Origin of the sequence: Ruegeria sp. HKCCA5839 (assembly GCF_013035585.1) — a bacterium.
Taxonomy (GTDB): Bacteria; Pseudomonadota; Alphaproteobacteria; order Rhodobacterales; family Rhodobacteraceae; genus Ruegeria.
The window spans coordinates 272,665-287,405 of sequence record NZ_WQIE01000005.1 but is presented as its reverse complement, the minus strand read 5'-3'; the positions used below and the strand labels follow the sequence as shown (position 1 = coordinate 287,405).

The 14,741-nt window shown below is 58.8% G+C and carries 11 protein-coding genes; 6 read left to right on the top strand and 5 right to left on the bottom strand.

What is annotated here, in order from left to right; translation table 11 throughout:
- Window positions 1–15: 15 nt before the first annotated feature.
- Genes GOV38_RS15365 through GOV38_RS15345 form a run of 5 tightly spaced genes read right to left on the bottom strand, consistent with a single transcriptional unit; the run spans window position 16 to window position 7,237 of the window.
- Complete coding sequence (locus GOV38_RS15365; RefSeq protein ID WP_171209417.1) at window positions 16–1,368, bottom strand: CoA transferase; 1,353 nt, start codon at window positions 1,366–1,368, stop codon at window positions 16–18.
- Window positions 1,365–2,519, bottom strand: coding sequence for an ABC transporter permease (locus GOV38_RS15360; protein WP_171209418.1), 1,155 nt, complete (start codon window positions 2,517–2,519; stop codon window positions 1,365–1,367). Before GOV38_RS15360 ends, GOV38_RS15365 begins: the two co-directional genes overlap by 4 nt.
- Entirely contained in the window at window positions 2,516–3,544 is a 1,029-nt protein-coding gene (locus GOV38_RS15355; RefSeq protein WP_171100612.1) for an ABC transporter permease, read from the bottom strand. Before GOV38_RS15355 ends, GOV38_RS15360 begins: the two co-directional genes overlap by 4 nt.
- 14 nt (window positions 3,545–3,558) lie before the next feature.
- Entirely contained in the window at window positions 3,559–5,472 is a 1,914-nt protein-coding gene (locus GOV38_RS15350) for an ABC transporter substrate-binding protein (RefSeq protein ID WP_171209419.1), read from the bottom strand.
- Window positions 5,465–7,237: an ABC transporter ATP-binding protein gene (locus GOV38_RS15345; RefSeq protein ID WP_171209420.1), complete on the bottom strand. Its 1,773-nt coding sequence runs from the start codon at window positions 7,235–7,237 to the stop codon at window positions 5,465–5,467. The genes GOV38_RS15350 and GOV38_RS15345 overlap by 8 nt, the downstream gene beginning before the upstream one ends.
- A 229-nt stretch (window positions 7,238–7,466) precedes the next feature.
- Here GOV38_RS15345 and GOV38_RS15340 point away from each other — a divergent pair, with 229 nt between their 5' ends.
- From GOV38_RS15340 to GOV38_RS15315, 6 genes are all read left to right on the top strand, one after another.
- Window positions 7,467–7,964 (top strand): class I SAM-dependent methyltransferase, encoded by a 498-nt coding sequence (locus GOV38_RS15340; RefSeq protein WP_171131662.1) that lies wholly within the window; start codon window positions 7,467–7,469, stop codon window positions 7,962–7,964.
- Between the two features lie 75 nt (window positions 7,965–8,039).
- Window positions 8,040–8,669, top strand: coding sequence for a glutathione S-transferase family protein (locus tag GOV38_RS15335; RefSeq protein WP_171209421.1), 630 nt, complete (start codon window positions 8,040–8,042; stop codon window positions 8,667–8,669).
- A gap of 107 nt (window positions 8,670–8,776) precedes the next feature.
- Complete coding sequence (locus tag GOV38_RS15330) at window positions 8,777–11,179, top strand: FAD-dependent oxidoreductase (RefSeq protein ID WP_171209422.1); 2,403 nt, start codon at window positions 8,777–8,779, stop codon at window positions 11,177–11,179.
- Entirely contained in the window at window positions 11,179–12,732 is a 1,554-nt protein-coding gene (locus GOV38_RS15325) for a trimethylamine methyltransferase family protein (RefSeq protein ID WP_171209423.1), read from the top strand. The genes GOV38_RS15330 and GOV38_RS15325 overlap by 1 nt, the downstream gene beginning before the upstream one ends.
- Complete coding sequence (locus GOV38_RS15320) at window positions 12,733–13,407, top strand: TetR/AcrR family transcriptional regulator (protein ID WP_171209424.1); 675 nt, start codon at window positions 12,733–12,735, stop codon at window positions 13,405–13,407. It abuts the gene before it with no gap.
- On the top strand, window positions 13,404–14,708 hold the full coding sequence (locus GOV38_RS15315) for an FAD-binding oxidoreductase (RefSeq protein ID WP_171209425.1): 1,305 nt from the start codon (window positions 13,404–13,406) through the stop codon (window positions 14,706–14,708). The genes GOV38_RS15320 and GOV38_RS15315 overlap by 4 nt, the downstream gene beginning before the upstream one ends.
- The last annotated feature ends 33 nt before the right edge of the window (window positions 14,709–14,741 follow it).

The window sequence follows — 14,741 nt, the reverse complement described above, 5'->3', positions numbered from 1 at the left end:
CTCGCGGCGGGCGGGTTACGCGGCCAACATGGGCCAGTTGGCGGGCGCGGTGCCGAGCTTTGGCGCTGGCAGGTCCCAGACCATCTTTGCGGTGCCAACTGTCAGGGCCGAAGCCAGCCTGTGTCCGGGACCCCAGCCCGAGGCCTCGGTTTCAGGCGCGTAGTCTGACGCAGTGGCCGAAATTTTCGGACCTTCCGCCCCTTTGGACAAGGTGGCCAACAATTCTGCCGTGCGCGCCAGAGACAGCTGGGCGTCCATGACCGACTGATCCGAGGCCGCCGCAGACAGAGCGGATAGCACAGCGGCGGCCAAGAGATAGCCTGTGGCATGGTCCAGCGCCTGAACCGGCAGGGGAGTGGGTTTGTCGGCATTGGCCCAAACGCGCCCGGCATCCGCGATGCCGGCACTCATCTGCACAAGGCTGTCAAAGCCACGACGCCCGGCCCAGGGCCCTTGCCACCCATAGGCATCCAACGTGACTTCGATCCGGTCGGGTGCCAACTCGTCGCGTTTGGCCTTGGTCAGGCCCAAAGCGTCCAGCGCTCCGGGGCGATACCCATGCACAAACACATCCGCCTCGCGCAGCAAATCGTGCAGCTTTTGCATGCCTGCTTCGGTTTTGAGATCCAGATAGGCGCAGGTTTTGCCCAGAGAAATGTCCGGGATCACTCCGGGCTCGTCCCAACCCGCGGGGTCTATCCGTAGAACGTCGGCTCCGAACCCCGCAAGCGTACGGGTCGAGACCGGACCGGCCAGAATGCGCGTCATGTCCAACACGCGCAACCCGGCAAGCGGACGCGACTGTGTGGCCTGAGGGCGGTCGCGCAGATGGACCTTGCGTGGGCTGTTCCATCCGATCAGCGGCTCGCGCGCCACGGCTCGGCCCTGCGGATGGTCTTGCCAGTCTGACCGGCTGCGCATAGTGGCAGCCGCTCCACCCTGAGCAACGATGGCAGCCTCCAACGCGCTGGCGTTCCAGGTTTTGAGCGCCTCGGCCACACGATCACGTTCCGGCGCGACCTCAAGGACTTTCAATGCGGCAGCGCGGTGGTGATCCAGATTGGTATGCAGCCGAATCCAACCATCGGCGGTTCTGTAATCCCCGGCAATCGCATCCCACAGGCTGGGCATTTCCCATCCCTCGGGCTTGAATGAAAAACCAAACCACAAAGAAGCAAGCCGATGGTCTACGGAGACCTCCGGCGTCTGAGCCGTAAGATTTAGCGATGTGGTCAACCAGGCAAGCTCTTGCCCTACGGCGGCAAAGCTGGCTGTCGCCAGTTCGGACACCGCAAAGGCGCTGGGCAAACATCCCTCACCGGTGACAGTATAGGCGTCAGGCGCGGGTAGGGAGGACAGCAGTGTCATTGCTGATAGGGGTCCAGACTGTCGCGCAGCCCGTCGCCCAGGAAGTTGAAAGCCAGAACAATCACAATGATCGGAAGCATCGGGATCGCCGTCCAGGGATAGATTTCGATCGAGGCGAGGTTCTGGGCGTCGTTCAGCATCACGCCCCAACTAACCGCCGGTGCGCGCAGGCCCAGCCCAAGGAAGCTGAGTGCGGTCTCGCCGAGGATCATGGCAGGGATCGATAGCGTGGCCGAGGCAATGAGGTGCGACATGAAGTTTGGCAACAGGTGCTTGCGGATCACACGACCGGAACTGGCCCCCATCATCTCGGCAGCGCGTACGTATTCTTCTTCGCGCAAAGACAGGAATTTGGCGCGGACGGATCGCGCCAGACCGGGCCAATCGAGGATGCCCAGAATGATCGAGATGATGAAGAAGACCGCCACGGGGCTCCAATTTGAAGGGACAGCAGCAGATAGGGCCAGCCAGAGGGGCAGTTCGGGCAAGGACCGCAGGATTTCGATCACTCGGTTGATCACCCAGTCAATCCTGCCCCCAAAATACCCGGCAATCGAACCGAAGAGGATGCCGAGGAAGAACGAGACCGAAATGCCGATCAAGCCCACTGTCAATGAAAGCTGTGCCCCGTACAGGATACGGCTGAACACGTCGCGTCCCAGCCTGTCAGAGCCCCACAGGAACAGTGTCGCGCCTTCGGGCGGGCAGAACAGATGTGTGTCTGAGGTGATCAAACCTGCCAGCTTGTATTCGGTGCCTTCACAGAAAAACTTGATCTTACGCGGGTCCTCAAGATCGGGCGTGAATGTCCATTGAAAGGTCTCAAGATCTGCTTCGGCCACAATCGGATAGACATGCGGGCCGATGAATTCTCCGTCATGGAACCAGTGGATCGATTGCGGCGGTGCATAAAGATGCTCGCCATTGCGCTCGTTTGGTCCATAGGGTGCGATGAAGCCGGCAAAGGGCAGCATCAGATAGCACAGCAGCAGGAAAACACCCGAAATCAAACCCAGTTTGTGGGTTTTGAACTTGCGCCAGACCAGCACCCAATTGGGCGCGTCCAGGTCTGCGCGCTCGACCTGTTGCAGTGAGGCATCGGGATCAAAAGGCGCATCGTCGACATAGCGACCGTCGGGGCGTTTGGTCATGCTTCACGCCCCTCATATCGAATGCGCGGGTCGAGCATGACCAGCAGAATGTCAGAAATCATGGTGCCGATCAGGGTCAGCAGCGCGACAAACATCAGGATGAAAGCCGACAGGAACTGATCTTGCGTCTTGAGCGCGGTCAGCAGTGTCGGGCCGATGGTTTGAAGCCCCAGCACAACCGAAACCAGAACCGAGCCGGAGACCATCGATGGCAACAGGTTGCCGATGTCGGCCACAAAAGGGTTAAAGGCGATGCGCAGGGGGTATTTCGTCAACATGCGCGACGGCGCCATGCCTTTGGCCACAGCGGTTTCCACGTAAGGTTTACCCAGCTCGTCCAGCATGTTGGCCCGAAGGCGTTGCATCATCGCCGACGCGCCCGAGGTGCCGATCACAAAGGTGGGCACGATCAGGTGCAGTAGGATGGATTTCATCTTGTCCCAGCTCATCGGCTGGCCTTCGTAGATCGGGTCCATGAGGCCACCGATTGGCAGGTTGAAATATTGATGGCCATAGTAAAACAGGATCAACGCCAGCAAGAAGTTCGGCGTGGCCAGGCCCAGATAACCGACAAAGGCCGAGGTGTAGTCGATCCATGTGCGCGACTTGGCGGCTGCCAGCACGCCTAAGGGAAGGGCCACCGCGTAAACAAACAGGATCGCGGCTAGATTGACCACCGCGGTCAGCCACAGCGAGTCACCCACGATCTCGGCCACCGGGCGGTCAAATTCGAAGGACCATCCGTAATTGCCCTGGATCAGCCCGTCAAACCCGTTTGGCCCGGACCAGAACCCCATCCAGATCAGGTATTGTTCCCACAAGGGACGGTCCAGCGCATATTCCTGACGCAGAAATTCAGCTTTCGCCACACCTGCGGACTGGCCCGAGGCCTGAAGCTCGGTGATCTGGTTGCTGAGGTAATCGCCGGGCGGCAGGTTGATGATGATGAAGATCAGCACCGACACCACCAGCAGTGTCAGCAGCATCGTGAAAAAGCGATACACCGCATAGCGCAGCATGACCATTTTGTGGCTCCTGCTCAGTCGGCGAAGAAGAATTCGTCCGGCCGATGGATGCCGAAATGCGCGCCAGGCTCCCAGGCCCACATGGCTTGCTCGGGTACATTGCGCAGGCGATTCGAAACCACAATCGGCTGCGGTGCGCCGTTCAGAATGCCGATGCCATAAAGCTGGTCGGCATGAATTTTCAACATCTCGGTCCAGACGGCCTTACGCTCTTCATCCGAGGTCGCGACTTCCCAATCATGCGCAAGCGCCATCAGACGTTCTGCCTCGGGCATGTCGGGTGCTTCGCCTGCGCTGCCGCCGGTTTGATAGAACTGACCCCATTTCGGCCAGGCGAGAAACACCTGGTCGGTCGGCGCCAGATAGGCCGGTGATGTGTGCATTTGCGGGATGCCGTCATCCCAGCCGAACCAGACAGAGGCCATCGTGGTGCCCGCAAAGACTCGATTGCGAAGGATGTCCCGATCCAGCGGGCGCATGACCAACTTGACGCCAATGTCGCGCCAATTGTCGGTGACGATCTGCAAAGCGTTTTCAACCTCTTGCCGTTCACCGGCGGTTTCGACGATCAATTCCATCGGGCGGCCATCTGGCAGCAGCCGAATGCCGCTGCCATCACGCTCGGTTAGCCCCGCCTCGTCCAGAAGGGCATTGGCCTGATCCATATCGTACTGTGCCCAGGCCTGCGCATTGGCTTCGTCATAGAAGGGCGAAGCGGGCAGAACAGACATTGCCCCCGGTTTTGCCAGCTTGAAATACAGCGCCTGATTGATCGTCTTGCGATCGATTGCCAGCGACAGGGCGCGGCGCACACGCACGTCACGCAACACGTCACGCCAGACCTCATCTTCATAGTTCAGGTTCGGATAGATCGCGACCTGAGACGCCACACCGGTTTTCCAGAGCAGCGTCTTGTAATCCCCTTGTGCTTCGCCCTTTTTCAGGATCGAGGCATCCCTGAATGACAAGCCACGGCCCTGAAGATCGCTTTCACCAGCGTTGGTCTTGGCGGCCACCAGACCGGGGGCCACAATCTCCATCTCAACCACGTCGATATAGGGCAGTTGAACACCGTTGGTATCGACTCGGTGGTAGAAGGGATTGCGTACGAAATTATGCCGGATCTTCTTGCCCGAGCTGGCGTTCAGCCAGGGCTGCAGCGTTGGCAATTCGTGATTGTCGAACTTATAGAGGTTATCCAGCTTGTTGTGCAGTGCGGCCCAACTGGTCACACGCGCGTCTTCGACCTCGAACTCCAGATCCTCGGTATTGGCATAGTTTTCGTGGTACTTCTTCAGAAACGCCGATGGCCGGTAGATGAAAGGTGGCCGGGCTTGCGCCAGAGATTGCAGAAAGTTCGGGTTTGGATCGTCCCACTCGAAAACAACGGTTGTTTCATCGGGGAAGGTGACAGTGGGTGGTTTGCCTTCAACCAGCAAAAAGTCTGGCGGGCCCGAGGGGCTGAGTGCCTCGTGATTGGCGACATCTTCCCACCAATAGCGGAAATCTTCAGAGGTAAACGGCGACCCGTCCGACCATTTGTGGCCTTCGCGCAGGTTCAGAGTGAACTTACGATTGTTCTCGTTCTCAAACGACTCCAGAATATCTGGTGCCAGTTCATAGTTTTGGTCAAAACCTACAAGCCGCGCATAGCCATAAACGACCATCTGCCGGACGTCCTTGTTGCGCGTCACCATCGTGCGCAGCGTTCCACCCGGTTTGCCAATCTCGCGCCCTTTTGCCGCCAAGTCTACGATCAGCGGCTCTGCTGGGATACGTTCGGCCACGGGCGGTAGATTGCCAGCGGCGACTTCGCTTTGCCAGAACTGGCTTTCCTGCAGGTCAGGCGGGGACGCAGCCCAGCCAGGCAATACTCCGGCCAGGGCCAGGGTCAGGCCCAAAAGTGATGTGCGAGTGGTCTTAAACATGGCAGCGTACCTTATGACCGGGCTCCAATTCTACCAATGAAGGTACCACGGAGTCCGTGAAACGGAAGGCTTCTTCCCAACTGTCCGGCGAACCCGCCCCCAATGCAACCATTTCCAGGTTGATTGGGCGGTTGATATCGGGTTCTGGCTGGGCAGCGATCAATGCCTTGGTGTACGGATGACGGGGGTTGTAGAAAAGAGTTTCGGGGGGCGCCTGTTCGACAACCATCCCCCGCCGCATGACCGCCACTTCGTCAGCGATCCGGGCGACAACCGCAAGATCGTGAGAAATGAACAGGTAGGACAGGTTCAACTCGGTCTGTAGTTTCTCTAGCAGCGTCAGGATCTGTTCCTGCACCGAGACGTCCAGCGCCGATGTGGGTTCATCACAAACGATCAGGGTCGGGTCCAGCATCAGCGCGCGGGCGATCGACAAACGCTGTCTTTGCCCTCCGGAAAACGCATGTGGATAGCGTTTCAACATATCCGGGTTCATACCGACCCAGCGCAACATCTCGGCCGCTTTTTCACGGTGTTCGGCGGCTGAGCCCAGTCTGTGGATTTCCAGCGGTTCTGTCAGCGCGTCCTGAATGCGCATACGAGGGCTGAGCGAGCTGTAGGGGTCTTGAAATACCATTTGCGCTTTGCGCTGAAACGCGGTGCGCTCGGCTTTGGTCATTTGGTGAACCGTGATCGGCTCGGCTTCGGCGGTTGTTCGGAAAAGAACTTGACCACCGGGATCGGGCAGCTCTGCCCCAAGTGCGATCCGGGCAGCCGTGGTCTTGCCCGAGCCACTTTCCCCGACGATTGCCAGAGTTTTCCCACGCCCCAACTTAAGATCCACACCACGACAGGCATGTATCAACCGGTCTGCTTTCCAGCCCTTCGTTGCACGCATCTGATAGGTTTTGCTGACATCTTTCATTTCGAGGATAAGATCCTCGTGTGGCATTGGCGTTGCGCCTTCATTGTGTTCCGGAATCTCCGGTGCCGCATCGAAAAGCTGCCTTGTGTAGGGATGCGCGGGATCCGACAGGATCAACTCGGCGGGACCGGATTCCATGATCCGGCCCTTGTGCATCACCACGACCTTTTCGGCCATGTTGGCGACGACACCCAGATCGTGGGTCACAAGGATCAATGCCATACCGGTCTCACGCTGCAATTCCTTGATCAGGCCCAGAACCTGAGCTTGCGTCGTGACGTCCAATGCCGTTGTCGGTTCATCCGCAATCAGCAGATCAGGCTTGGCCACCATCGCCATCGCGATCATAGCACGTTGTCGCATGCCGCCGGACAGCTCAAACGGGTACGAGTCAAAGGCCCGTTCGGGATCGGGAAACCCAACCCGTTCAAACTGAGTCAGAACCTTTTTGCGGGCTTCGGCTTCGGATATTTTTCCGTGCAGCCAAAGCACTTCGCTTACCTGATTGCCGATCTTGTGCAGGGGCGAAAGCGAGCGCATAGGCTCCTGAAAGATCATTGATACGCGATTGCCTCGAATATCGCGCATCTCGCGTTCACTGATCTTTGTCAAATCCGCTTGCCCATACGAGTCATTCAGCGTAATCGACCCGGACCGGATCTGGGCAGTACGTGGCAGAATACGCAACGCCGCACGGCACGAGATGGTCTTCCCCGAGCCGGATTCACCAACCAAAGCAAGCGTTTGGCCGGGGTCCACTTCAAAACTGACATCTTGGACAACATCAGCGCCCGCGCCGAACCCGATGCTCAGGTTCTTTACGGACAGCAATGCCGTCATGCGGGCGTCCCACCCGTTTGGCCGTGTTTTCCCATCGGCTGATTGTTCTCCCTGACTTTTTTCACCAGTTTCGCGCGGTTAGGGCAGACTAGTCAAACACCTTCTTTAGCAGAATTGTCGCGGTTTCGTGAAATCAAGGCAGATTGCCTACACAAGTTGTTTATTTTTTGCCATCTAGGCGCAGTCTGACACCAAATTGGTGTCGGTTACTCAAGCAAGAGGGTTATTCGTGTCCGATCATCAAAGCCGCCTTGATCTTTTTATCGACCGTATGGTGTCGCAACGCGCGTGTCTTGATTTTGCGATTGCTCAGACTGCGAACATGACGGGCCCGGTCTTTGAGCTGGGATTGGGGAACGGGCGCACCTATCATCACATGGTTCGCCACATTCAAGGACGGCCGATCTATGTGTTCGAGCGTGCTGTAGCTTCACATCCTGATTCGACACCACCCGAGGATCTGGTGATCCTTGGTGACGTGCGCGACACGCTGCCAGCGTCTGTTGCGCGTTTCGGTGCGTCGGCAAGTTTGATCCATGCGGATCTGGGTGGGCACAACCGGGAAAAGAACGACAAGTTCGCGCGGTTTGTCTCACCCCTGATCGAGCCGTTGCTTGCGCCTGGTGGGATGATGGTGTCCAGCGACCGGATGTATTTCGATGGCCTGACCGAGCTGCCTCTGCCGCAAGGTGCGGTCGAAGGACGTTGCTTTGTCTATCAGCGTTGATCGTCAAAAGGGCTCGCCGTAGCACGCTGACGCGGTCTAACCTTTGAGCGATTCAAAGGACAAGAGATCGCGCAGATGCTGTTTTATGACTGTTCCACCGCCCCCAATCCGCGTCGGGCACGCATGTTTATCGCCGAGAAAGGGCTGCAAATCGAAACCCATGAGGTCTCGATCGCGAAGGGGGAGCAGCTGCAAGAGGATTTCCGCGCTGTGAACCCGCGCGCAACTCTGCCGGTACTTGTCACGGATGAAGGGACGGTCCTCACCGAAAACCTTGGCATCGCAGCTTATCTTGAAGCTCGCTTCCCCAAGCCGCCCTTGATGGGGCACAGCGCGGATGAGCAGGGTTTGGTATTGATGTGGAACGCGATCGCCGAGCAGCAGGGCGGCGCACCGATCGCAGATGTTTTGCGCAACACGCATCCGGCCTTCGAGAACCGTGCCATTCCCGGGCCCATCGACTATGCGCAGGTTCCCGAAATCGCCGAGCGCGGGCGCGCACGTGTTGCGGCTTTTTTTGATCTGCTGGAAACGCGTTTGCAGGAGTGCCCGTATCTGGCCGGTGATCGCTTTACGCTGGCCGATATCACGACATTTGTCTTTGTCGACTTTGCGCGGGTCATCAAGATGCGCCCGGAGGCGCGGCATGGGGCAACGTTGACGTGGCTCGACAAGATCAAGGCACGTCCAAGCGCCCAGCTCTAGGCTAAATTCACTTGAGTTGGTCTTGAGTGGTCAACTGTACAGAAATGTCTAGACAGAAGTGATCAGTGCTTTTAGCGTCCCCCGCAGGTCATTCAGCGGAGGTCGGAATGAAATCGCAGTATCGCGTTGTTGTCATCGGTGGCGGCGTTGTGGGCGCCTCGGTTCTGTATCACCTGGCCAAGTTCGGCTGGTCGGATGTGGTTATGCTGGAGCGTCGGCGTCTGGCCTCGGGATCGTCCTGGCACGCGGCGGGCGGCATCCACGCGCTGAACGCGGACCCCAACATGGCATCGCTTCAGGCCTATACAATCGACCTGCTGAGCGAGATCGAAAAGGAATCGGGTCAGAACATCGGCCTGCACATGACCGGTGGTCTGACACTGGCCGGCACGCCCGAACGGTGGGAATGGTTGCAGGCCAACTACCGTATCTTCCAATCCATCGGCATTGATGATTGCGAGTTACTGACCCCGGAAGAGGCGCAGAAACGTTGCCCGATTATGTCGACCGACGGCGTGTTAGGCGCGATGTGGGCGGATCGCGAAGGCTATATCGACACGACCGGAACGGTTCAGGCCTATGCCACCGCTGCCAAAAAGCGCGGCGCAGAATATTACGAAGAGACCAAGGTCGAAAGCCTGACGCAGACAGCAGAGGGCTGGCAAGTGGTGACCGACAAGGGCACAATCATCTGCGAGCATGTGGTCAACGCGGCGGGCCTCTGGGCCAAGCAAGTGGGCCGAATGGCGGGCGTTGAACTGCCGGTCTCGCCGCTCAAGCACCATTATCTGATCACTGACACTGTGCCCGAGGTTGCAGCTGCGGATTTTGAGATGCCGATGACCGTGGACCTCGAAGGTTTCACCTATATGCGGCAGGACCAAAAGGGCGTTTTGGTTGGCATCTATGAGGTCGATCACGAACACTGGGCGATGGACGGCGCACCGTGGAATTATGGCGAAGAGCTGTTTCAAGAGCAGCTGGATCGCATCGAGAATGAACTGACGCTTGGGTTCGAGCGTTATCCGTCGATTCAGAACGTGGGCATCAAGACATGGGTGAACGGGGCGTTCACCTTCTCGCCTGATGGCAATCCGTTGGTCGGGCCGGTTCCGGGCAAGCGCGGCTATTGGTCGGCCTGTGCCGTGATGGCCGGATTCCTGCAAGGCGGTGGCGTTGGCAAAACACTGGCCGAATGGATGATCCACGGCGAGCCCGAGGCTGACGCCTGGCCGATGGACGTGGCGCGTTACGGCGATTTCGCTCAGAACAAACGTTACATCCGCGAAACCACCGGCCAGTTCTATTCGCGCCGCTTCGTGATGACCTATCCGAACGAACAGCTGCCGGCGGGTCGCCCGCTGAAAATGGCTCCGGCCCATGACGCAATGACCGAAGCAGGGTGCAAATGGGGCGCGAGCTGGGATCTGGAAGTACCGCTCTATTTCGCGCCGAAAGGGTTTGAGGAAACACCCACGCTCAAACGCTCGAATGCCCATGACATCGTGGCCGAGGAATGCAAGGTGATCCGTGAAGGCGCGGGCCTGCTGGATATCACCGGCTTTTCCCGGTTCGAGGTCAGCGGTCCGAATGCCGAGGCCTGGCTGGACAAGGTGATGGCCTCAAAGCTGCCCGCGCCGGGCCGTGCCAAGCTGGCCCCGATGCTGGGCGAGAACGGGCGGCTCAAGGGTGATCTGACTGTTCTGAACTGGGGTGACGGCACGTGGTGGATCATGGGGAGCTATTACCTGCGCGCCTGGCATATGCGCTGGTTCGATGACCATATGATCGAAGGCGTCGCTGTCCGCGATCTGGGGGAGGAATATTGCGGCTTTGCTGTGGTTGGCCCGAAATCGCAGGCTGTGGTCGAAAAGCTGGCGGAACAGGACATTTCAGCCCTGAAATTCATGGGTTGCGGCGAATTCGATATCGGACTGGTCCGAGCGCGTGTAGCGCGCATGTCGGTGACCGGTGAGAAAGGTTATGAGATCAATTGTCGTTATGGCGACCATATTACCCTGCGCCGTATGTTGCTGGAGGCCGGTGCGGCCGAGGGCATCCGGGAGTGCGGGTTCAATGCGATGCTGTCGACCCGGCTAGAGAAAAGCTTTGGCATCTGGTCGGCTGAGTTCACGCAGCTTTACACGCCCGGTATGACCGGCATGGATCGCTGGATCGACTGGAACAAAGACTTTGTCGGTAAGGACGCTGCTCTTGCCGAACGGGATGGCAACGGTCCGGCGCAGGTGCAAGTGACGCTTGAGGTGGATGCTCTGGACGCAGACGCGAGCGGCTATGAGCCCATCTGGGCCGGGGAGGAGCGCGTGGGCTTCGTCACCTCCGGGGGCTATGGCCACTATACTGGTAAATCGCTTGCCATGGCGTTGGTCAACCGCGACATGGCCGAGCCCGGGACCGATTTGTCGGTGCATGTGGTGGGTGTTGAACGCCCGGCACGGGTTATTGCCCCATCGCCCTATGATCCACAAGGCAAGGCGATGAGGGGCTGATGGCTGAGGCTCAGACCGGGGGGCGCGGGCGTCGGCGTCGGGGCAGAGGAGCAGACAGTGCGCCCGCGCCCAGCCGCGATGTCAATTACCGCCAATTGCGCAACCCCTTCCCGCTGATGGAGGTGTTTCCGGCCGACCAGATCGCCGACATGCACGAAACAGCGCTGCGTCTATTGCAGGAGCTCGGCATCAAGGTTTTGCTGCCCGAGGCCCGCAAGATCTATGCCAAAGGCGGGGCCGGTGTGGATGAAGACAGCGAAATGGTCTTTATCGGGCGCGATATGGTCGAGGCTGCGGTGGCTTCGGCTCCGAAATCCATCGACTGTCGTGCAGGCGCACGGCGGCGGGATTTCACGCTTGAGCTGGGGTCATTGGTCTTTCAGCCCGGCGCAGGGGCGCCCAACGCCACCGATCTGGAACGCGGCCGACGACCTGCAACAGGGCAGGATTATCTGGAGTTTCTAAAGCTTACACATCACTTTGATGTCTTCCAGATGATCTCACCCCAGGTCGAGCCGCAGGATGTGCCAACAAATGTCCGGCACTATTTCACCACGCAGGCGCAGATGGAACTGACGGACAAGTTCCCCTTCTTCTTCTCGCGCGGAACGCCGCAGGTGATGGACTGTTTCGAGATATTGTCCATTGCACGCGGACTGGATGACGACGAATTCAAAGCAGCGCCCCACTGCTATACGATCATCAACACCAACAGCCCGCGAACCTTGGATATCCCCATGGCCCAAGGTTTGATCGATTTCGCGCGCCATGGGCAAATGTCGATCATTACGCCCTTTACGCTGATGGGGGCGATGGCGCCGATCACCGTGGCCGGGGCGATTACACTGTCCCATGCCGAGGCACTGGCCGCATTGACTCTGACTCAGTTGACCAAGCCCGGGGCGCCGGTCTGCTATGGAACCTTCACCAGCAATGTGGACATGAAATCGGGCGCGCCTGCGTTTGGGACGCCCTCACACTTTCAGGCCTCACTGGCTGCGGGCCAGCTGGCGCGTCATGTCGGACTGCCCTGGCGCTCGGCGGCGGGCTCGGCGGCGAATACCAATGATGTTCAGGCGGCCAACGAAAACCAGTTTGGCCTTTGGGGGTGCCTCATGGCCGGGGCGACGGTGATCATTCACTCGGCAGGCTGGCTTGAGGGCGGGCTGACCGTGTCTTTCGAAAAGATGATTTGTGACGCCGAGGTGCTGAACATGGTGGCCGAGCTGTGTGCCGGTGCGCAGGCCGGACCTGCCGAGATCGGATTTGACACCGCGCTGAAGGAAGTTGACCCCAGCGGGCATTTCTTTGCCACCAGCCAGACGATGGAGCGGTATAACACTGCATTCTACGAGCCGCATCTGCATGACTATGCCAATTTCGGAACCTGGGCCGAGCGGGGTGCAGTCGATGCCAATGCACGTGCCACCGGTGTCTGGAAGGATATCCTGACCAATTTCAAAGCCCCGCCATCCGATCTGGACCGTATTGGCGCGCTGAAAGACTTTATCGCGCGTCGCAAAGAACAGGGCGGCGCACCGCCGGAGAGTTAAATGAACACCAAACCCATCCTCCACCGTGACGACCCAATGGCGGAACCCCTGATCGGCAACATCAAGGTCACGCGCGACGATTGGCTGAATGTGGCCATGGATGTGCTGATCTCGGACGGGGTTGATCAGATCAAGGTAATGAATCTGGCCGAGCGGATGGCGGTCTCGCGCTCGTCTTTCTATTGGTATTTCAAATCCAAGCAGGAGCTTTTTGATGCGCTTTTGGCCAAATGGCAGGCGCTCAATACCGCTGGGCTGATTGCGCAGGCCGAGCTTGCGGCCCCAACGATCACGGCGGCGGTGTGCAATGTGCACCGCTGTGTGGTGAACGCCGAGCTTTTTGATACCGCATTGGATTTTGCCGTGCGCGACTGGGCGCGCAAATCGGGCAAGGTGCGGCGTATGCTGGATCAATCCGACGCGCGTCGCCTTGCGGCCCTACGTGCGATGTTTGCCCGCTATGGCTATGACGAGACCGAGGCCGAGACCCGCGCGCGCGTGCTCTACTACATGCAGATCGGATACGATTTGGCACAGCTGAACGAGCCGCTGGCCGCACGTCTGTCGATGGTGCCGCATTATCTTTTTGTCTTCACCGGTGTTGAGCCCCGCGAGGAAGAGATCGAGGAATTCAGCGCCTATGCAAAACACTATTGGGAAGGAGCAGGGTCATGAGCCAGCCTGACGCAATCATTATCGGCACCGGCGTGATCGGCGCGGCCATCGCGTTCGAGATGTCAAAGGCCGGATGGAAGACCCTGTCGCTGGATCGCAACGCTCAGGTGGGGCATGGATCGACCGCCGGGTCCTGCGCGATCATTCGGATGCATTATTCAACGCTCGATGGCACGGCCTTCGCCTGGGAGGGCTATCACTATTGGCGCGATTGGGCCGGGTATCTTGGCTTGCCCGACGGCGCAGATCTGGCCCAGTTCAAAGAGACCGGGTGTCTGGTGATGAAGACCGAGGCGAATGGTCATTTGGACAAGCACATGACCTATAGCGCCGAACTGGATTGCCCGTTCGAGGAATGGACACCCCAGCAGATCATGGATCGTTTGCCGATCTACAATCTGGACAGTTTCGCCCCGGCGCGCCGGATGGATGATCCGGGGTTCGGGCAGCCCAACGGTGCGCAGCTGCAGGGCGCTGTGTTCTGGCCCAAGGCGGGATATGTCACGGATCCGGCCTTGTCGGCGCAAAACCTGATGGCAGCGGCCAAGCAGCGCGGGGCCGAGGTGAGAACCGGTGCCGAGGTGGTCGAGATCCTGCAAAGTGGTGGCCGTGTCACGGGGGTCAAACTGGCTTCGGGCGAAGAAATTCATGCCAGTGTGGTGGTGAACGTTGCGGGCCCGGGCTCGGCCAATATCAACGGGATGGCCGGTGTGCTGGAGGATATGACGATCGAAACCCGGCCCTTACGGCAAGAGGTGGTGCATGTTCCCGCACCCGAGGGCTTTGATTTCGAGACGCAGGGCACAATCGTGTCGGACAGTGACATTGCGCTCTATTGCAGGCCCGAACATGGCAACCATATTCTGATCGGGTCAGAAGACCCGGATTGCGATCCGCATCAATGGTGCGCCGATGACACCTCGTACGATCACGACTTCACCGATCAATGGACCACGCAAGCCATGCGTTATGCGCAACGGGTGCCCAGCCTTGGCATTCCGTCAAAAACGCGCGGGGTGGTGGATTTGTACGACGCGTCGACCGATTGGATTCCGATCTACGACAAATCCAACCTACCGGGGTTCTACATGGCCTGTGGCACCAGCGGGAACCAATACAAGAACGCGCCCATTGCCGGAAAGATGATGGCCGCCTTGATAGACTATGTCGAAGGCGGGGCCGATCATGACACACAGCCCTTGCATTTCAAGCTGCCCTATATCGGGCGCAGCATCGATGTGGGCTTCTATTCCCGCAAGCGACCGATCAATACAGACAGCAGTTTTTCCGTTCTGGGCTAGACGCAACGGTGTTTCGGCCTAACTTGGGGTCTG